This window comes from Flavobacterium sp. MEB061 (assembly GCF_000834715.1).
Lineage (GTDB): Bacteria > Bacteroidota > Bacteroidia > Flavobacteriales > Flavobacteriaceae > Flavobacterium > Flavobacterium pectinovorum.
Window position 1 is genome coordinate 1 of the sequence record NZ_JXQR01000013.1, and the last position, 19,452, is coordinate 19,452.

General features: G+C 33.0%; 18 protein-coding genes. 9 read left to right on the forward strand and 9 right to left on the reverse strand.

Features of this window, described 5'->3' with window-relative positions; translation table 11 throughout:
- Positions 1-180 precede the first annotated feature (180 nt).
- Positions 181-315: a hypothetical protein gene (locus tag RT99_RS25785; protein WP_256365459.1), complete on the reverse strand. Its 135-nt coding sequence runs from the start codon at positions 313-315 to the stop codon at positions 181-183.
- A 189-nt stretch (positions 316-504) separates the two neighbouring features.
- Between RT99_RS25785 and RT99_RS05330 the strand changes: the two genes are divergently transcribed.
- The 9 genes from RT99_RS05330 to RT99_RS05370 all read left to right on the forward strand — a co-directional run bounded on the left by RT99_RS05330 (position 505) and on the right by RT99_RS05370 (position 11,470).
- Positions 505-1,128, forward strand: a complete 624-nt coding sequence (locus tag RT99_RS05330) for a response regulator transcription factor (RefSeq protein WP_042563709.1) — start codon at positions 505-507, stop codon at positions 1,126-1,128.
- 172 nt (positions 1,129-1,300) lie between these two features.
- Positions 1,301-2,836, forward strand: a complete 1,536-nt coding sequence (locus RT99_RS05335; RefSeq protein WP_042563710.1) for an aspartate aminotransferase family protein — start codon at positions 1,301-1,303, stop codon at positions 2,834-2,836.
- A gap of 7 nt (positions 2,837-2,843) precedes the next feature.
- Positions 2,844-4,175 carry a lysine N(6)-hydroxylase/L-ornithine N(5)-oxygenase family protein gene (locus tag RT99_RS05340; RefSeq protein ID WP_042563711.1) on the forward strand — a complete coding sequence of 444 codons (1,332 nt, stop codon included), beginning with the start codon at positions 2,844-2,846 and terminating at the stop codon, positions 4,173-4,175.
- Between the two features lie 2 nt (positions 4,176-4,177).
- Positions 4,178-5,287: a heparan-alpha-glucosaminide N-acetyltransferase domain-containing protein gene (locus RT99_RS05345; RefSeq protein WP_042563712.1), complete on the forward strand. Its 1,110-nt coding sequence runs from the start codon at positions 4,178-4,180 to the stop codon at positions 5,285-5,287.
- Between the two features lie 191 nt (positions 5,288-5,478).
- Positions 5,479-7,878: a GNAT family N-acetyltransferase gene (locus tag RT99_RS05350; protein ID WP_042563713.1), complete on the forward strand. Its 2,400-nt coding sequence runs from the start codon at positions 5,479-5,481 to the stop codon at positions 7,876-7,878.
- A gap of 11 nt (positions 7,879-7,889) precedes the next feature.
- Entirely contained in the window at positions 7,890-8,486 is a 597-nt protein-coding gene (locus tag RT99_RS05355) for a GNAT family N-acetyltransferase (protein ID WP_042563714.1), read from the forward strand.
- A 9-nt stretch (positions 8,487-8,495) separates the two neighbouring features.
- Positions 8,496-10,280, forward strand: a complete 1,785-nt coding sequence (locus RT99_RS05360) for an IucA/IucC family siderophore biosynthesis protein (protein ID WP_242607167.1) — start codon at positions 8,496-8,498, stop codon at positions 10,278-10,280.
- Positions 10,281-10,352: 72 nt separating this feature from the next.
- The gene (locus RT99_RS05365) at positions 10,353-10,817 is read left to right on the forward strand and encodes a plasmid maintenance system antidote protein (protein WP_042563716.1); all 465 of its coding nucleotides are present in this window, start codon (positions 10,353-10,355) and stop codon (positions 10,815-10,817) included.
- A gap of 2 nt (positions 10,818-10,819) precedes the next feature.
- A complete protein-coding gene (locus RT99_RS05370) occupies positions 10,820-11,470 on the forward strand; it encodes a nucleotidyl transferase AbiEii/AbiGii toxin family protein (RefSeq protein ID WP_042563717.1) in 651 nt (216 codons plus the stop codon).
- A 366-nt stretch (positions 11,471-11,836) separates the two neighbouring features.
- Here RT99_RS05370 and RT99_RS05375 read toward each other — a convergent pair whose 3' ends face one another.
- From RT99_RS05375 to RT99_RS05410, 8 genes are all read right to left on the reverse strand, one after another.
- The gene (locus RT99_RS05375; protein WP_042563744.1) at positions 11,837-12,226 is read right to left on the reverse strand and encodes a RidA family protein; all 390 of its coding nucleotides are present in this window, start codon (positions 12,224-12,226) and stop codon (positions 11,837-11,839) included.
- Positions 12,227-12,761: 535 nt separating this feature from the next.
- Positions 12,762-13,325 (reverse strand): Crp/Fnr family transcriptional regulator, encoded by a 564-nt coding sequence (locus RT99_RS05380; protein ID WP_042563718.1) that lies wholly within the window; start codon positions 13,323-13,325, stop codon positions 12,762-12,764.
- Between the two features lie 186 nt (positions 13,326-13,511).
- A complete protein-coding gene (locus RT99_RS05385) occupies positions 13,512-14,015 on the reverse strand; it encodes a hypothetical protein (RefSeq protein WP_042563719.1) in 504 nt (167 codons plus the stop codon).
- Positions 14,015-14,458 (reverse strand): hypothetical protein, encoded by a 444-nt coding sequence (locus RT99_RS05390; protein ID WP_042563720.1) that lies wholly within the window; start codon positions 14,456-14,458, stop codon positions 14,015-14,017. The genes RT99_RS05385 and RT99_RS05390 overlap by 1 nt, the downstream gene beginning before the upstream one ends.
- A gap of 60 nt (positions 14,459-14,518) precedes the next feature.
- Positions 14,519-15,424, reverse strand: coding sequence for a DNA adenine methylase (locus tag RT99_RS05395; RefSeq protein WP_042563721.1), 906 nt, complete (start codon positions 15,422-15,424; stop codon positions 14,519-14,521).
- Between the two features lie 5 nt (positions 15,425-15,429).
- A complete protein-coding gene (locus tag RT99_RS05400; protein WP_042563722.1) occupies positions 15,430-16,935 on the reverse strand; it encodes a hypothetical protein in 1,506 nt (501 codons plus the stop codon).
- A 305-nt stretch (positions 16,936-17,240) separates the two neighbouring features.
- On the reverse strand, positions 17,241-18,395 hold the full coding sequence (locus tag RT99_RS05405) for an acyltransferase (protein WP_042563723.1): 1,155 nt from the start codon (positions 18,393-18,395) through the stop codon (positions 17,241-17,243).
- A 102-nt stretch (positions 18,396-18,497) separates the two neighbouring features.
- The gene (locus RT99_RS05410) at positions 18,498-19,400 is read right to left on the reverse strand and encodes a LytTR family DNA-binding domain-containing protein (protein ID WP_042563724.1); all 903 of its coding nucleotides are present in this window, start codon (positions 19,398-19,400) and stop codon (positions 18,498-18,500) included.
- Positions 19,401-19,452 lie beyond the last annotated feature (52 nt).

Genomic DNA, 19,452 nt, shown 5'->3' on the forward strand with positions numbered 1-19,452 from the left:
AGGAGCTAATCCCGCTATCCGTTCCAATCTTTTATTTTTTTAAAGAAAAAAAATAAAAGGATTTCCTCTTCTATCGGGGCTAGGGCAATCATTTTCAAAAGAATGTTTTCGTCTAGTTTGTCATTTCGACGCAGGAGAAATCTCCGCGAGAAACTCCGCATAGTTATTCATTTATCGGGCTTAAATTGTAAATTCAAAACGCATTGTCTTCAATTCTTCTAATTTATTTGATGTAGTTTTTACAGTTTTGACAATATCTAATTTTTTGTCGATAGAATATTTTGCACCAGTTTTGGCATCTCTAAGTTGCTTCATTTTATTTATAAGATTTTATTTACGAAATTAATATTTAATTTTAAATAAATCCCTTTTGCATTCCCTCATTTTTCTTCCATTTTTTACTATTGGTCACAATGATTATAAGAAAATAACTATTTTTTCACTATAAATTATTATATAAATCAATTTAATTATTAATTTTGTTTAGAACAAATCTAAATAGTAATGAAAAATTTCCTGATTGCCGATTCTGAAAACCTACATATAATTGGATTGAGGCACACACTAAAAAAGATGGTTAAAACACCAAATTTGAGAGTAGTAAATTCAAGAGAAGAATTGTTTAAAAGCTTGGAAAAAAATGATGTCGATTGCCTGATTATCGACCCCAACAATATCTTTTTGTTTTATGATGATGATTTGAAAATTATCAAAACCAATTTTCCTAAATGTAAAATCATTATTCTGTCTTATTTTAAAAACAAACAAACCATTGATAGTTTTTTAAAAGATAATATAAATGGCTTTATATCAAAAGATTGCAAAGAGCAAACCATTTATGATGCGTTGTATAAAATTCAAAACGGAGAACGTTATTTATGTCCCAAAACATTAAATGCGCTTATGGATGTTTTAGTTTTGCCTTCAGCAGATGATGAAAAACTAACGCTTAGAGAATTCGAAATCCTGAAACAAATAGCACAGGGAAACAATGGTAAAAACATCGCTTCTGATCTTTTTATAAGCATTCATACCTTTCGTACGCATCGTAAAAACATTATGAAAAAAACAGGCAGACACACCACTTCTGAATTGATTCTCTATGCTTTAGAAAAGAAAATAGCTTAATTTTCGTATAATTTAAAAATATTTTACGCTTTATTTCCTACTATATATGAGGTATTTTATCTACCTCATATATAGAAACAATTTTCGCTTTTTTGTGGTATTGATTTAATTTTCTGACAAATATACATTTGCTAAAATTATTCTTTAGAATCAATCTAAATAAATACCACAAATGGAAGCACAAGAAAAAGTAATAACATTACCTCAGGAAATTGTAATTGATAATGTGCATGTAAAGCATGTTTTTTCGAACAATAATAAATCGATCGGGATTTATAGAAAAAGCATGAAAAAGGCCATTAAAACAATTGGAAATCACTTAAAAGAGAGAAATACCCCATTTACCGGCACAAGTATTTCTATTATAAAAAGAAAAATTGACAACATTTATCTCGAAGAAAACAAAAAAGGCAAAAGTCTGGATTATGTTTTAGACGAATTAAAAGATATTTATCTCGACGATTGTATTCATTTTCATAATCCCAAGTACATTGCGCATCTTAATTGTCCAATTCTTACGCCAACACTTGTGGCAGAAGCTTTTATATCTTCCCTGAATTCTTCAATGGATACCTGGGACCAAAGTACAGGCGCAACTTTTATCGAATTGAAACTGGTAGAATGGACGCTTGAAAAATTAGGTTATCCAAAAAATGCCGATGGAATTTTTACCAGCGGAGGAACGCAATCGAACATGATGGGGTTGCTTTTGGCAAGAGATCATTACATCAAAAAACATTACGGAATTGACCCAAAAATGGATGGATTACCACCTGAAGCCTCAAAATTCAGGGTTTTATGTTCCGAGGTAAGTCATTTTAGTTTGAAGAAGAACCTGAGTTTGCTTGGTTTAGGACAAAATGCTGTAATTCCGGTTGCGGTAGATCCTGATTTCAGGATGAATACCAATGCATTAAAAAAAGTAATTCAACAGCAAAAAGATTTAGGGAATATTCCGATCGCCATTGTGGGAACGGCCGGAACAACTGATTTTGGTTCGATTGATCCGTTAACTGAAATTGCTTCAGTTGCCAACGAAAACGACATTTGGTTTCACGTTGATGCAGCCTACGGCGGCGGATTATTAATCAGCGAAGCTCACAAACATAAACTCGACGGAATCCAATTATCAGATTCAGCTACAATAGATTACCACAAAACTTTTTATCAGCCAGTAAGTTCAAGCGGATTTTTTATGAGAGACAAATCATTTGTTGATTATATAAAATACCACGCTGATTATCTGAATTCTAAAGAACAGGAAGACGAAGGAATTCCAAACATGGTAAAAAAATCAATCCAGACAACACGTCGTTTTGATGCCTTAAAATTGTGGTTTACACTACGAATGATAGGAACAAAAGGTTTAAGCTCTTATATGGATAAAGCGATTGAAAATGCGCAATTTACAGCCAACTTACTGCGCCACAGAGACGATTTTGAAATCATTCATAAACCAGAAATAAGCGCTGTAGTATTTCGCTACACACCATTCGAAAACGGAACAGAAACTTCGTATTGCGGCGTAAACAGTTACATCCGCAAAGCGATTTTTAATGAAGGAAAAGCCATCATTACAAGTACAAAAGTCTACAATGAAGTATTCCTGAAATTCACCCTTTTAAATCCGCTAACAACGCCTCAGGATATCGAAGAAGTTATCGATTTGATTGTACACCACGGAAACGAATATTCATTAAAAAATTAAAATTATCATGACAAATAAAACATACGATTTCATAGCTGTTGGAGTAGGACCTTTTAATCTTGGTTTAGCCTGTTTGACAGCACCAATCGAAAATCTCGACGGTTTATTTTTTGATAAAAACGAATCGTTCAACTGGCATCCCGGAATGTTGTTGCAGGACACAACATTGCAGATTCCGTTCATGGCCGATTTAGTGACTTTGGCAGACCCGACCAGTCCGTTTAGTTTCTTGAATTATATCAAAGAACAAGGCAAAATGTATTCGTTTTACATTCGTGAAAACTTTTTATTGTTAAGAAACGAATACAATCAATATTGCCAATGGGCTATTAGAAAATTACCAAACGTATTTTTTAATACCGAAGTTACGGCAATAGAATACGATGAAAACCTGGAACTTTATATCGTAAATACCGTTTGTACAAAAACAGATGTAACGACAATTTACAAAACAAAAAGGATTGTTTTAGGAACCGGAACTGCACCGCACATTCCGAAATCCTGTCAAAATTTAAAAGGAAAAGCAATTCATTCTTCGACTTATATTCAGAATAAAGCAGAACTTCAAAAACAAAAATCAATCACGGTTTTAGGAAGCGGACAAAGCGCTGCGGAAGTTTTTAATGATCTTTTGCAGGAAATTGATGTTTACGGATATCAGTTGAATTGGATTACAAGATCATCTCGCTTTTTTCCGATGGATTACAGCAAGTTAACACTCGAAATGACGTCTCCGGAATATGTGGATTATTTCTACAACCTTCCTTCAGACAAAAGAGATCATCTGCTGAAAAATCAAAAATTATTGTACAAAGGAATCAATAAAGATTTGATTGCAACGATTTTTGATACCATTTACAACAAAAAAGTAATCACAGAAATTGATGTAAACCTTAGAACAAATGCAGCTTGTACAAAAGCTTCTTTTGACGAAAACAACCAGTCTTTTGAATTGGAATTACATCAGGTTGAACAGGATAAAAGATACCGTCATAAAACCGATGCATTAGTTTTGGCAACTGGTTACGGTTATAAATTACCCCAGTTTTTGGAGGGAATTGCCAACAGAATTCAATGGGACGAAAAAGGACGTTTTGCCGCCAACAGAAATTACAGCATTGACAATAATGCCAGTGAAGTTTTTGTTCAGAATGCCGAGTTACACACACACGGTTTTGTTACGCCCGATTTAGGAATGGCGTGCTACAGAAATTCTTATATAATCAAAGAAATTACAGGAGTTGAACATTACGCGATAGAAACCAAAATTGCTTTTCAGGAATTTGGTGTTCCAGTGTCAGAAGTTATCGAATCTCCAGTATTTGAAACAATCGAATAATTATGGAAACAATTCAGAGAAAAAAGAGAGTTTTAGCGATCGATATTGCCAGAGGTACAAGTGTTATTTTAATGATGATGATTCATACCATGCTGATTTACGGCACAATTGCGACCCAGACAAATACTGTTTTAGGAGAAATTATCCTGTGGTTAGGCCGCGGAACTACGATGTTTTTGGTTAGTATGGGAATTTCTTTTGTGTTATCAAGACGACAAAGTTTTCTGGCTGTTTGCAAAAGAGGCTTATACATTCTGGCAGTTGGTTACGGAATGAATTTTTTAAAATTCCTCGTTCCCGAATTCATTTTTGGCGGGCTTCCCGAAGCTTTTGTTTCGGCTTACGGCTTAAAATCAGGGACTTTAGAAACAGGAATTTTCTTTTTGCTATTGGGCGATATCTTGCAATTGGCCGGAATCACTTTGTTTATCATGGGATTGATCAATCATTTTAGTAAAAGTAAATACGTGCCACTTGCTGTCGCCTTATTAATCATTTCCGTTTCGAAAGAATTAAGCGGATTTAGAATTGGCATTACAGGTTTGGATTACATCTGCGATTTGTTTTTTAGCAATCAATTTAATGTCTATTTTCCTGTTTTTCCGTGGAGTGCGTTTATTTTAATCGGAATGTTTTTGGGAAGATGGTACAAAGAACTAAACGAAAATCAGGAAGTATTTTTTAAGAAAATGTTATTTGTCGGACTTGGTTTTATGGCTGTTGGCGGAATTTTAAATTTCTCTAATCCTGAATATCATTTTGGAGATTATTACCATTTAGGACCAGGCGGAAGTATTTTATTACTTGGATTAAATCTGGTTTTATATTGGTTTGTTAACATCGTTGTTCATCTGTTTAAAGAAAATAATAATGTATTTAATGTGCTGATTTTCTGCAGTAAAAATGTTACGAGTTTATATGTAATTCAATGGGTTTTGATCAATTGGGGAATGTATGTTTTTGGTTTCTGGCAACACGATCAATGGATTGTTTTAGGTTTATTTCCGGTTGTTATCGGAACCAGTCTTACTGTTCAATTGGTTTACAACGAAATCAAAACACAATTACGCTCTAAACGAAAAAATCGTAATGAAGTGCTTGTAAATAGTTGAAATCATTTTATTAATATGTAAAAAGGTTTTATCGTAGAGGCGCACAGCAGTGCGTCTACGCAAAGTATTTCTGCCACGAATTTCACCAATTACCACAAATCGTTACGCTTAATTAATTAGTGAAAATTAGTGTAATTCGTGGCAAACTTCATTTACGAATGAAGTAAATATTAATTTAAATAGTATAAAAAATGAATACATATAATCCTATTTATAGCACCACAATTCCGGATTTCGGTACGATAGATTTTCGTCCGTTGCAATTGGAAACTGATGCAAGGATAATTCATGATTGGGTCAATCGTGATTATGCCCAATATTGGGGCATGCAGGGAAAAAAATTAGAAGAAGTTCAGTTAGAATATGAAAAAATAACCAAAGAATCGGATGTTTTTATCGGATTGGTAAATGGTGAAGTTTCCTTTTTACTGGAACGTTACAATCCAAAACAAGATATAATCAGAAATTATTATGCCGTTCAGGAATATGATTGCGGTATGCATGTAATTGTAGCGCCGTCAACAAAACCTGTGCATCAGTTTACGTGGCATATTTTTTCGAGCATTATGAAATTTGTTTTCAGGGATTTAACCATTCAGCGTATTGTGGTTGAGCCGGATATCAGAAACAAAAAAATGTTCGACATCTGCCACCGCGTAGGTTTTGAAGATGCACATGTTGTCAATTTACCACATAAAACGGCCTTGCTTGCTTTTTGTACGCGAGAACAATTCATCAAAAAAATAGATTCATTTAACCTTAATTATACCGAAATGAATACCGAAAATCAATTAGAATTTCCCGAAAAAGCCATTATACATATACAGCCCGAAGTTTGGGATAAAGCCAATCGTTTATTGATTAAAAAAGCCATCTGTGAGTTTTCGCACGAGCTTTTAATCGAACCCGTTTTAGAATTTGGTGTACAAAATACAAACAAATATTCGTTGGTTTCTGATGATACTTCGGTGAAATATACGTTTAAGGCGCAAGAGCTTGCTATGAATCATTTAAATATAGAAGTAAATTCTATTTTAAAATACAAAAATGAAAAAAAGGAAGCTTTGGATGCCGTTGATTTTATTCAGGAATTCAAAAACAGTTTAGGAATTTCAGAACAATTATTGCCGTCGTATATCGAAGAAATTATCAGTACACTTTACGGAAGCTGTTATAAGTTATTAAAGGAAAATTCTACTTCAAAATCATTGGCTAATTCTGATTTTCAAACCATTGAACAAGCTATGATGGAAGGTCATCCTGGGTTTGTGGCCAACAACGGAAGAATTGGCTACAACAGCATGGATTACAAAGCCTACGCGCCCGAAGCCGGAAACCCGTTTAAGATTTTATGGCTTGCCGGACATCGCGACAGAACGGTTTATGCGGGAACAAAAAAACTGGATTACGATACTTTGATTCAACAGGAATTAGGCACAGAAACCATTTCAAAATTTAATACTACAATCAAGGAAAAAGGACAAAATCCGAATGATTATTTCTTTATTCCTGTGCATCCATGGCAATGGTTCAATAAACTGGCCAATTTATTTTCGCCGGAAATTGCCAAAGGAAAATTGATTTGTGTGGGTTACGGACCAGATTTATATCAGGCACAACAATCGATCAGGACCTTATTCAACTTAAGTAATCCGAAGAAATTCTATACCAAAACATCACTTTCAATCCTGAATATGGGCTTTATGCGTGGTTTACCGGTATTTTATTTAGGAACTGCGCCGGAAATGGCCGAATGGTTAGATCAGCTTTTAAGCGGTGACGAATATCTGCAAAAAGTAGGTTTTGGAATGTTGGGAGAAGTGGCTTCTGTAAGTTACATCAATCCGTATTTTGAAAGCTTTGGAAAACACAATCCGTACAACAAAATGATTGCTTCATTATGGAGAGAAAGTCCGGTTGCGAAACTCAAAAACGACGAGCAATTAATGACAATGGCGGCGTTTTTACATTTAGATAAAGATGGCAATTCGTTATTGTCAGAAATTATAAAAGCTTCCTCATTATCAATAGATTCATGGCTTGCAGAATATTTTAAAGTTTATTTGAGTCCGTTATTACATTGTTTCTACCAATACGATTTGGTTTTTATGCCACATGGCGAAAACCTGATTTTAGGATTAGAAAATCACGTTCCGGTGCGTTCTTTCATGAAAGATATTACCGAAGAAGCTGTGATTTTAAATCCAGACGTAGAAATCCCGAAAAACATAGACAGAATTTATGCTGAAGTTCCCGAAGACGTAAAACTATTATCGATTTTTATTGATGTTTTTGATGGATTTTTCCGTTTCATGTCTGCCATTTTGGTTACGAGTGATAATTATTCTGAAGATCGTTATTGGGAATTGGTGGCAGAATGTATCTCTGATTATCAGGAAGCTAATCCGCATTTGGAAGCAAAATTTGAGAAATACGATTTGTTTGCCAATGAATTTCAGTTGTCTTGCCTAAACCGTTTACAATTAAACAATAACAAAACCATGATTGATCTTGACGATCCTGTGGCGTTGTTACAATTTCAGGGAAAACTGCAAAACCCAATTGCTCCGTATAAAAAAATAATCGCTTAAAACCTTAACAGATGAATAGTATAATAACGCATCCGGAAAATGATGTCGCGACAGATGTTGTTTTTGTAAAAACGATTCCCGGTTTAGGTGTTTTTGAGCTGCGACCAATTGATATGGAAAACGATATTCCGTTGATTCACAATTGGGTCAATCGCAATTATGCCGTTTATTGGGAAATGAATGGTTTTTCTGTAGAAGAAGTAAAAAACACGTATTACAATATTCTTGAAAAAACGCAGGTTTATATCGGCGTTTTTAATAAGGAAGTGGCTTTTTTATTAGAATGTTACGATCCTCAAAATGATATTGTAGGTAAATATTACGAATCGCAAAAAGGCGATAAAGGTATGCACATACTGGTCGCGCCGTCAGAAAAAGTAATCCCGAATTTTACCTGGAATATTTTTACCGTAATTCTAGACTTCATTTTTTCAGATTCAAAAAGCCAGCGCATTGTGGTTGAACCCGACGCAAGAAATCATAAAATTCATTTACTGAACAAAAGAGCAGGTTTTGTATTTCAACACGTTTTAGAATTACCACACAAAAAAGCGCACTTAGAGTTTTGCACCCGTGAAGATTATTACAAGGCATTACAATCGGTTTAATTTATGAAAATGGAAATACCAACCCAGAATATACAGCACTTAACAAAACAAAATTGGGACAAAGCGAATGCGCTTTTGCTCAAAAAAACGTTAAGTGAATTTGCACACGAATTATTGATTGTTCCTGTTTTAAAAAGCGATAATTTATATAGTATTTCTTCGCCTGATAAAACTGTTGAATATACTTTTAAAGCTTCAATTTTAGCCTTAAATCATTGGTCAATTGCCATTGAATCAATTAAAAAGACAAAAAACGGGATTGAATCTCCATTGCGTTTATTAGAATTTATAATTGAATTTAAAGATCATTTGGGTATCGGCGAAAGCCTTTTACCAACGTACTTAGAAGAAATTACAAGTACGTTGTACAGCACTGCATATAAAATTGCGAACGAAAAATACAATTCAAAAGATTTATTAGATATTGATTACCAAATCATTGAACATGCGATGACAGAAGGGCATCCGTGTTTTGTGGCCAACAGCGGTAAAAACGGTTTTAATATTGATGATTTTACGGCTTTTTCTCCGGAAGCCAATGCGCCTGTACAATTGTTGTGGTTGGCAGGGCATAGGAGCAAGGCTACTTTTACGGCAATTGAAACTTTAGATTACCAAAAAGTATTGCAGCAGGAATTAGATGCTGAAACGATTTTACGATTCGAAAATGTATTAGAATCTCAAAATTTAAATGTTGAAGATTATTATTTCTTTCCCGTTCATCCGTGGCAATGGTTCAATAAACTGGTTTTGATTTTTGCTCCGGATGTTGCTGAAGCACATTTGATTTGTCTGGGTTATGGAGAAGACGAATATTCTGCACAGCAATCGATTAGAACGTTTTTTAATATTTCTTCGCCGGAGAAATTTTACGCAAAAACAGCACTTTCTGTTATCAATATGGGTTTCATGCGCGGACTTTCGCCATATTATATGGAAAGTACGCCTGCAATTACCGAATGGGTGGCGAATCTGGTTGAAAATGATGCGTATCTGCAACAAAAAGGATTTACATTATTAGGCGAAGTCGCAACGCTTGGCTATCGCAATTTTTTATACGAGCCTTTGGGCCGAAGTATTCCGCATAACAAGATGCTGGCCACATTATGGCGCGAAAGTCCGATGCCGAAATTGTCTAAAAATCAAAAGATTATGACAATGGCTGCTCTGTTGCATGTGGATCAGTCAGGGAATTCTTTTGTTAGTGAGTTGATAAAAGAATCGGGAATTAGCGCCAAATTGTGGGTTAAAAGTTATCTCAACGCTTATCTGTCGCCATTATTGCATTGTTTTTACCAGCACGAAATGGTTTTTATGCCACATGGCGAAAACCTGATTTTGGTTTTAGAAAATCACGTTCCCTTAAAAGCAATCATGAAAGATATTACCGAAGAAGTAATGGTTTTTAATGGAGAAATTCCGTTACCGGAAAAAGTAAAACGCATTCAGATCAACATGAAAGAACCGTTGAAAATCTTATGCATTTTTAATGATGTTTTTCAGTTTTATTTCCGTTTTCTTTCGGCCATTTTAGCAGAATCAAAAACACTTTCTGAAGAAGATTTCTGGTCGTGCGTTGCAGATTGTATAACGCAATATCAGGAAGATCAGCCACATTTAAAAGAGCAATTCAAAAAATACAATTTGTTTGTTTCTGAGTTTGATGCTTGTTGTTTAAACCGTTTGCAATTGCGAAATAATAAACAAATGTTAGACTTGGCAGATCCTATTGACAGTCTTCAGTTTGTTGGGAAATTAAAGAATCCTGTGGCGGCTTTTATTCCGGTTGTTTAAAATTATCATGAGTAAAGATGCTAATTCAATTTTTAACATTTTTGTGTAAACAAAATTGTTTATTTTTGTATTATGAAAACAGATATAAATACCATAAAAGGAATTCATCCCGGATTTGTTTTGGAAAGAGAATTGGAAAAGCGTCAACTTCGAAAAGGACAGTTTGCACTTTCTCTTGGAGAATTCCCACAGACTCTCACGGCTATTACAAAAGGTAAGCGAAAAATGAACACATCTTTAGCGCTTAAGATTGAAAATTTGCTTGGAATAGAAGAGGGTTATTTTATGGTATTACAGGTTTATTATGACATTGAACTTGAGAAAAAGAAACAAAATATAACTCAGAAGAATATATCTCCTAATATTGAATTGCTTCGCCCGATATTATTTTGGGATACTGATATGAATAAAATAGATTGGCAAAAACAAAAAAGAGCCATTATAAAAAGAATTTTTGAACGTGGAAATGATATGGAAAAAAAAGAAATTACGCGTTTTTATGGCACTGAAACCATTAATAGTATTTTAAATAACTAAAAATGTCATTGTATTTTAATACCGTCACACCACTTCTTAAAAGTATTTTAGAAGATTTGATGCTTGCTGAAGAATTCTCCTCTTTTCGGCTTGTTGGCGGAACTGCGCTTAGTCTTTATTACGGACATCGTATGTCTGTAGATATTGATTTGTTTAGTGATGCAGAATATGGGAGTTTAGATTTTAAAGCTATTGACAGCTATCTTCAATCTCAATACACTTATGTGGACAGTTTGAATATTGAACCCATAGGAATGGGGAAATCATATTATGTTGGTAACAATGATAAAGATAATATTAAGCTTGACCTTTTTTATACAGATCCTTTTATTGATGATGTACAACAATTTGGAATATTAAGATTAGCCAGTAAAGCAGAAATTACTGCTATGAAACTCGATGTAATTCAAAGAACCGGGAGAAAGAAAGATTTCTGGGATATCGATCAGCTTTGCCAGGATTTCAATATTAATGAAATGTTTGCATTACATGAAAAAAGATATCCTTATATACATGACAGTAAATTTTTGAAAGAAAAATTTACTGATTTTACTTTGGCAGATGATGATTTTGAGCCAATATGTCTCAGAGGTAAACATTGGGAACTTATTAAACTCGATATGATTGATCTTATTGAAACTTTAGAAAATTAATAAGATTTAAACCTGACAATTATTCTCAACTATATCCTTATATACTTTTAATAAAAGTCTTCGTGGGTCTTAGTTTTATAATCTTCTTCATAATTGAATAAAAAATAAGACGACAATTCAGGGATAAGATAAATTTCAATGTCTTTCCAAAAAACGTGACAATATTGAACTTTATCTCGTTATTGATTTTATCTCATTCAGAAACGTCGTCTTACCCTTACATACGATCAAATCGTGAAGTTGGTTTTTGCTTTATCGAAAATTTTTAAAATTTTAAGTTTTATTAAGAACGAAGGGAAATTTAAAACAAAAAATAAGCTGTGTCTTTTCATTAGAAACACAGCTTATTTATCTTTCAGAAAATAATTATTTCACTACAGTAGCTTCAAATTCTACTTTCAGGGTTTCAAACAGGCTTTTTACTTCCATTAAGCTTGTAGCTTGCTGAACACCGTGTTTGGCAATCCAATCCTGAATGATATTGAAATGGGGCCAAAGTTCATTGGTAGCGGTTGTATAAATAGTTAACCTGACAATTCCTTTAGGTTCATATCCGGCTTTGGCGATTACCGTTTCAAGATTATTCAGGGCCAATTTTATTTGCGATTCCATGTTTTCATTGCTTGAAGTTCCATCGGCGTTCACGGCTGCTTGTCCTGATACGTACAATGTTCCTTCCGGATTTTTAACTTCTACGGCCTGGTTATAACTACGTTCATTTTGCCATTCCCAGGGATTGATGATTCTTTTTTCCATTTGTTTAGCTTTTTGTGCGAATATTGGCATCGCGGTTAATAGTAGTAATGCTAAAATTTTTGATGTTTTTTTCACGATTACAGTTTAAAATTAATACTGCAAAGTTGGGTATAACATCAGGAAAAAGCTCTTGACATTTCTCACTATTATGAAGTGAGATATGTCACATTTTGAGAGAATAGAGAATAGAGAATAGAGAATAGAGAATAGAGAATAGAGAATAGAGAATAGAGAATAGAGAATAGAGGATAGAGGATAGAGGATAGAGGATAGAGGATAGAGGATAGAGGATAGAGGATAGAGGATAGAGAATAGAGGATAGAGGATAGAGGATAGAGGATAGAGGATAGAGAATAGAGAATAGAGAATAGAGAATAGAAAAAAGAGAAAAGAAGAAAGAGAAAAGAAGAAAGAGAAAAGAAGAAAGAAAAAGAGAAAAGTATTAATGAAATCTGTGAAATCTGCAAAATCTGCGTGAAACCAATTTTTCAGCCCAATTATAACTGAGACTGAGACTGAAAACGGAAACTAAACTTTAAGAAGATAAACGGCTCAACGTTTCGCGGGAAACGCCAAGATATGAAGCAATCAGGCTTTTTGGAACACGCTGAAAAAGTAAAGGATATTGTTTAAGAAGCTGTTCGTATCTTTCTTTAGAATTTGAAGTTTGCCAGGAAATAATGCGGCGCTGCGATCCCAGAAAACCAGAAGTAGCTTTTTCGAGAAAAAAGCGTTCCATTTTTTGCAAGCCGTCGCAAAGCTTTTTATAATCTTCGAGCGTACAGCAAAGAACTTCTGTATCTTCCAGACATTCGAGGGACATTGTGGCTTCGGTTTGTGTAAAATAGGCATAATAATCGCTTTCCCACCAATCTTCCATAGCAAAAGAAACAATGTGCTGCTTGGCCGAATTATCGGTATAAACCAACTTTAAAAGCCCCGAAATAACAAAATAAGAATATTTAACCGGATCGCCTTCCTGAATAAGAAATTGATGTTTCTTAAACTTTTTAGTGGTAAAATGAGAAGCTACAAACGCAAACTCATCATCGGTAAGCGGAATTATTTTTTCGATATGTTCTCTGAGGTTTGCCTGCATAAGTTGTGGGCAAAGTTATTGAAATTTTTTGGGAATTGGAAGATTTGAAATCATGTTTGATAGCGCTCATTTGTAATCCGTGCTCGCAACGATTGTAAAAATTTAGTATTTTAGAATACTTTGCGGGCACGAATTATAAATCCTTGCTATCGTTATCTATAAATACATCCGAGAGATCGGGATTTATTATATATTTTTAAATAATTCAAATTTATCATATTCTTTTCCCATGATGGAATCAATTATATTATTTTGAATATTTTGTTCAATTTTATTTGAAATATACCTTGGAGTTTCAATAGGAATTATATTTTTAATGTTTAGAAATCCAATATTATCGTGTGGATATGCCACTAAATGATAAAAAGGATCATTACAATCTTCTACTACTGTTTTATCAAATGTTATAATTCCTTTAGATGCAATTCTTTTAAAATCTATAAGATATAAATCCTTTTCTCTTTTATTTTTGAATTGCATAAGTTCATCTAAATAGGGATTAATTAAAATATCAGTCTTATGATCTATATCATATATGATCGATTTATTTTCTATTAATAACTTATCTAGTTGTGATAGTTCATTTGGTAAAATTGCACCAGCAGAAGCAATATGAATTATGTGATGATTATGAATTTTTAAAAATATATCAATGTCATGATCTAGTTGGTAAGATAAACTGTAAGCCATTATTGCCCGAATATATTTAAACAATTATTACATCTTTTGATAACTCTAGCAGTTCGAGGTCTATAAGCCTTTGTAAATTTTATATTTTCGATTTTTTTTGCTTTTTTGAAAAGTAGCAAATAGTTAGCAGTTTGATTTTCGGCACATCTTCCAATAACATTTATTCCATTATCTGTACCTATTTTACCAAGTTTATTTGTCAATTTTGATTTAAGTGATGGATCAATAGGTTCGTTTAAAGTTCTACTTTCGTCAATTTTATAATGTCTATTATAGATAGCTCCAATTATTGTTGCTGGTAGATCTCTTTCTGGAATTTTTATTTTTTTCCCAATATTTCTTATTGATTTACATCGATTAATTATTTCCTTGTCGAGGGTTTCGATATTCGGTTTACACTTAATTCGTAAAATTTGTTTATATAACCGTATATGTTTTTTCATGGTTTTGGACACCTTTTGATTAAATTGTTTTTCTAAAAATTTTATTCTTAATTAATTCAATTAGATATGTTTGTATATAATTTCCTTTCGACTTTTATTTATTTTAATTTTAAAATTAACAGGATTATAATCTTTTACATTAGGTTGTTTTAAATCATTACTAAAAAACATAATTTCTTTTCCAGACTTTGATACTCCGGCGGAATGATTAAATGAATATTTCTTAGTAGGTAGATCTAAATATAATTTTTCAATATTGATATTATCATCATATGAAACTACCCAATGTATATTTTGAATTGCTTTTATCTTATCACTTACACCTTTATGGTGTTCATCCATATAATGATTCATATATAATTGATCTGCTTTAAGATAATATGGAGGGTCAAAATAAAAAATTGTTCCTTCATTTATAGCTTGTAGTTGGATTTTATCTATTAAATCAATAGCATCATCATTTAAGACTTCTATGTTTTCACTATATTTTGCAATAAACTTTATTCTTTGTTTAATTTCGTCTTTATTAAATCGGCAATCAATTTTATAATCTCCATCTTGTTTGATACCACCAATTACGCCACCTTTTATAATACCAGATCTATTAGTTCTATTTAAAAATAATGTTGAAAAGCCAAGTGTTAGTAAATCAATATCCTCTTTTTGTTTTTGAATTTCTTTTTGTTTGTACCAATTTTCTATAGTAATTTCGGTGTCATCAATAAGGTTACAAAGTTCTATACAATTGTTCTTTATTGAATGCCAAAAAGCAAAAATGGAACGATCTTTATCATTAATAGTGATCTTACTAACATAACCTTCTAATAACAGAAACAAAGCAACAGAAGCGCCACCTGCATAAGGTTCTACATAGTGCCCATGTATGTTATTATCAATACAAATTTTAGCTAGGAAAGCAGAAAGCCTGTTCTTTCCCCCAGGATATCTTAATGGTGAGTAGAACATAAATATTATAATTTAGTTAGGTCTAGCGAAAGTAGTAAATCGGCTTCATCTTTGAGCATGAATTCTACTAATTCGATTAAATTCGAACTTACTTGGTCTCCTACTGTACTAATTCCATTTACTTTGTAGTTATGTACAACTTGATGTAAATGATCTAGATCAAAAGATAAAATTGCATTTCTATCTTTTGTTGAAGTAATTAAATCAATAAATTTATGCTTCATTTTTCTGAAATCAGTAAATTTTGTATCACTATAAACTGTATTGAAATAATTAGATTTCGACATTAAAGTTCGACCATTATATTTTGTTTCTTCGATAACAAACTTCATTATACATTCGAATAAAACTCTTCCCATTGCTATTTTTGCATTCGGTGCAGTGATACTATCTAAATTTTTAAAATACTCGTCAATCCTATCTTTTAAACCTGGAGGCAATTGTTTTCGTTTAATATCAGGATATTTTTTAACAGTTCCACGTTTGGAAGATACTATTGGAACTACATTGGATGAAGGTATAGCAGAATTTGAAATGGGTGTTACACTATTGTCCATTGAAGTGTCGGATGTTATTGCATTTGAAGATTGCACATTTAATGCTTGGACAGCGGTAGGTACTTGAGAACTGTTGTTAGATGACTCTTCGCTTGGATAAACTACACTACTTTGATTTGAAAGCATAGGTTTTGCATAAGCATCAAATCCATAATCTTTTAATTTTTTTATAAAAAGTTTATCTTTATCAATGTCAGAAGTTTTAACATCAGGATTTTCCTTAATATATTTAACTAATGCTATAATGTAAGATTTAAATGTATTGTTATCAATTATCTCAATTTTAAATGAGGGTGAGTTTTTGAATTTATATCCACAGAGTTTACTGTCCCTAAATAGGCGTTCATAAATAATAGTTTTGCCTCCGGTTTTACCTCGACCTCTTCTTATTTGCTTTCTAAACTCTTCATCACCATGTGTGACTGCTTCCTTATAAAATGACCCTAATTTTATAAAATCCCCAGGTTTTGAATCTAATGAACTCATTTCTTCATTTTTACCATTATCAGCCAGATCCAATATTTGCAATGCCTTTGCTATTCGTTCCCAACTACGAAATAGAGATGCTGCATGTTCCTCGCTAATCCTTGATTTTAACTCATCTTCATTCTCGTAAATATATACTGGCAATTCTTTAATAATCATTTTATTTCCAGCGAGTAAATATTTTCCAGGTAATTGTAAAGCTTTAACCGCAGCACAACGACGATTTCCATCTCTAACGGAATATCTACCATCAATATCTTTAATTACCCAAAGAGCCTTATCTTCATAAAATTCATTTTTTCTAGCTATGGCCTTTGCAATTTCTTCTGCAGCTTCTTCATTTAATAAGTAAAAAATTAAATCTTCTTCTTCTGTACTTCCTTTATATAATTCAGCAAATCTTGGATTATTGATATCAAGTTTTAAATCTTCCAATTTTATATATTCTAATTTAGATCTTTTTTCCATAAATGATTATTTGTTATTAAATAATTTGATTACTTTTAGTTTAATTGATTATTTGTTTTATAAATTATTTTAAAGAAACCATTACTATAATAATAAAATATAAAAACAAAGGTTAATAATTAATAATCAACCACTTTACGGAAAACCATAATCAACTAAAATTTGTTCTCAACAAGTGTAGTAATAAATAAAAACGCAACGCCAAGTATTTATACCCGTTTTACAAAACACCAAACAAAAAAAGCCCAACCAATATAAGTTGAGCTTTCCACAATTAACAAATCCGTTTTCTGATTAATAATTTTTTAAATAATCTTCCTAACCCCAGGAATCAATATCAACAATCCCCCAAAAACAAAACTCCCCACAACTATCAACGGAGAAACTACAAGAAGTTTTAAAGCAGGATCTACCCCCCAATTTCTTACGGCCAGGGTAAAAGCGACAATAACCACGGGATGAAAAATATAAGTCGCAAAACTGTAACGGGATATTTTAGCTAGCAATGGAGTTGATTGGTTCCATTTTGTTCTTCCTTTAATGAGAATAACGGTTAAGATGGAAAGTCCTATCCATTGTTCCCAGATGGCGTAGAGTAGTTGTTGCCAGTGAAAACCTCCTGAATACCATTCTACAGGCATTTTTACGGTGAGTCTGATTACGAAAAATGCAAGGAAAAAGACCAAACACAACCATGAAGAAAGGGTAAGACGTTTTCTGGTTTTTTCAGAAAGCTGTTGGAACCAATTGTTTTTGGAAGCCAATAATCCGATAATGAAAAAGGCGATGTATTGCGGGAAATGTCCCAATTGAAATCCGAATGGTTTGAGCACCCAGCCTACAGGAAATATAATTCTAACGGCAAAACTTACAAGTCCTAATACGAGTGCAAATAAAAGTATGGTTCGTGATGTGGGAACGGGCAATGTGTTTTCGAAACTGATTTTGAAAACTGTTTTTGCGATTACATAAATAAAGGTAAACACAAGCAAAGCCAATACAAACCACATTACGCCAACATCGATCCAGGTATCGTAACCGCTTAAATACTGCAAAAAGGTAATATGATGTTCCTGAGCAAAATAATACACGAGATAACTCGTAAAAGGTGAAATAACAAGAGAATAAAATACTAACGGAATTCCTAATCGGATTAAACGATCGGTAATGAATTTAAAAGTGCCTTTTTTGGTAAAAGACGAATCGGTAAAATAGGCGGCCAGCATAAAGAAAAAGCCCATAAAAAAAGACTGGTTCACGCTGATAAACATTTTTACGGGAATGAGCACGCCAAAAATAGTAGTGGGTTCTGTATAATACCAGCCGTCTGAATTGCTGTACGCTATAAAAGTATGGTGCAAAATAACCAATATGGTCAATAGTATTTTGATGTTGCTGATGTAAATGAGCTGATTTGGCTCTTGTAAATCTTTAGATAAAGTTGCGTTTTGGTTTGTCATAACAGATTTAATTTAGTGTTTCTGAGGACAAACCTACAACAAGAAAATACGGTTGTAAGCGGCCTTGTTATCACTAACAAGCTTTTGTGACGAACGACAAGCTTAGGCTATCTGTAGGTTTCGGAGTTGGTTGTAACAATTGTTGAAACTCTCAATCTGGTTTCGGGAAACGGGAACTTTTGCATCGGTATTGTGAAAAGATAAAAGGTAACCCTGAGAATTTCCGTTTACTTTTTCGATCTTAAACATATTGACTAAATAAGTTCTGTGGCATCTGAAAAAATGCGGATAATCGGCGATTTGTTTTTCGAATTGTGTGAGCGAAATTCGTTTGAGTTCTACAGTCGCTTCTTCGTTATTTGAATTTGTGAGTTCGATATAATTTCCATCGGCTTTTACAAATAACAAATCTTCTAAGTTTAAAGTAAAATCGTCTTGTTTGACTTGCGTATTGATGAAAAGGGTAGGAGATACTGCTGTTTTTTGTATTTTGATTTCAAGTGGAGTAAACTGAAGTATAAAAGGAGATCCTTTTTTTGACTTAAAATAAAAACCTGCCATTCTGAGGAAAAAATAAAAAAGGATTCCTGCGAGAAAACAGTTTCGTATTTCTTCATACAAATAACGCCATGACCAATTATTTGGATTGTTATATATTAAATCGCGCATTAAAAAACTGGCAATTCCGGACAAAAGCAAAAATAGGCCAACGTGAATATATTCATGTAGTAATGTCCAATTTTTGAGTTTGTTATGCTTGATGTAATTGTAGGTTCCGAAATATAAAAACAAAATCAATGCAGGCGAAAAAGCGTGAAAGAAACAAATCAGGAAATAATTAAGTCTGAATTCAGGCTCATAAACGCCAAATGGTGCAAATAATAAAAGAAACACAAAAATCGCAGCAAATACAATCGCAGAACTTTTCAGGAGATTTTCTGCCTGATATCGGGTTGGATATTCAATTTCGTTTAATAAATGCTCTTTATTGATGTAAAATGGCATGGAATATTTGGCTTTGTTTGGGATTAAAAGTACAAAAATAGTTGTTATGAAA

Excerpts from the sequence above, each read along its gene's own strand:
- RT99_RS25785 (WP_256365459.1), bottom strand. The coding sequence starts at position 315 with ATGAAGCAACTTAGAGATGCCAAAACTGGTGCAAAATATTCTATCGAC.
- RT99_RS05330 (WP_042563709.1), top strand. The coding sequence starts at position 505 with ATGAAAAATTTCCTGATTGCCGATTCTGAAAACCTACATATAATTGGA.
- RT99_RS05335 (WP_042563710.1), top strand. The coding sequence starts at position 1,301 with ATGGAAGCACAAGAAAAAGTAATAACATTACCTCAGGAAATTGTAATT.
- RT99_RS05340 (WP_042563711.1), top strand. The coding sequence starts at position 2,844 with ATGACAAATAAAACATACGATTTCATAGCTGTTGGAGTAGGACCTTTT.
- RT99_RS05345 (WP_042563712.1), top strand. The coding sequence starts at position 4,178 with ATGGAAACAATTCAGAGAAAAAAGAGAGTTTTAGCGATCGATATTGCC.
- RT99_RS05350 (WP_042563713.1), top strand. The coding sequence starts at position 5,479 with ATGAATACATATAATCCTATTTATAGCACCACAATTCCGGATTTCGGT.
- RT99_RS05355 (WP_042563714.1), top strand. The coding sequence starts at position 7,890 with ATGAATAGTATAATAACGCATCCGGAAAATGATGTCGCGACAGATGTT.
- RT99_RS05360 (WP_242607167.1), top strand. The coding sequence starts at position 8,496 with ATGGAAATACCAACCCAGAATATACAGCACTTAACAAAACAAAATTGG.
- RT99_RS05365 (WP_042563716.1), top strand. The coding sequence starts at position 10,353 with ATGAAAACAGATATAAATACCATAAAAGGAATTCATCCCGGATTTGTT.
- RT99_RS05370 (WP_042563717.1), top strand. The coding sequence starts at position 10,820 with ATGTCATTGTATTTTAATACCGTCACACCACTTCTTAAAAGTATTTTA.
- RT99_RS05375 (WP_042563744.1), bottom strand. The coding sequence starts at position 12,226 with ATGGAAAAAAGAATCATCAATCCCTGGGAATGGCAAAATGAACGTAGT.
- RT99_RS05380 (WP_042563718.1), bottom strand. The coding sequence starts at position 13,325 with ATGCAGGCAAACCTCAGAGAACATATCGAAAAAATAATTCCGCTTACC.
- RT99_RS05385 (WP_042563719.1), bottom strand. The coding sequence starts at position 14,015 with ATGGCTTACAGTTTATCTTACCAACTAGATCATGACATTGATATATTT.
- RT99_RS05390 (WP_042563720.1), bottom strand. The coding sequence starts at position 14,458 with ATGAAAAAACATATACGGTTATATAAACAAATTTTACGAATTAAGTGT.
- RT99_RS05395 (WP_042563721.1), bottom strand. The coding sequence starts at position 15,424 with ATGTTCTACTCACCATTAAGATATCCTGGGGGAAAGAACAGGCTTTCT.
- RT99_RS05400 (WP_042563722.1), bottom strand. The coding sequence starts at position 16,935 with ATGGAAAAAAGATCTAAATTAGAATATATAAAATTGGAAGATTTAAAA.
- RT99_RS05405 (WP_042563723.1), bottom strand. The coding sequence starts at position 18,395 with ATGACAAACCAAAACGCAACTTTATCTAAAGATTTACAAGAGCCAAAT.
- RT99_RS05410 (WP_042563724.1), bottom strand. The coding sequence starts at position 19,400 with ATGCCATTTTACATCAATAAAGAGCATTTATTAAACGAAATTGAATAT.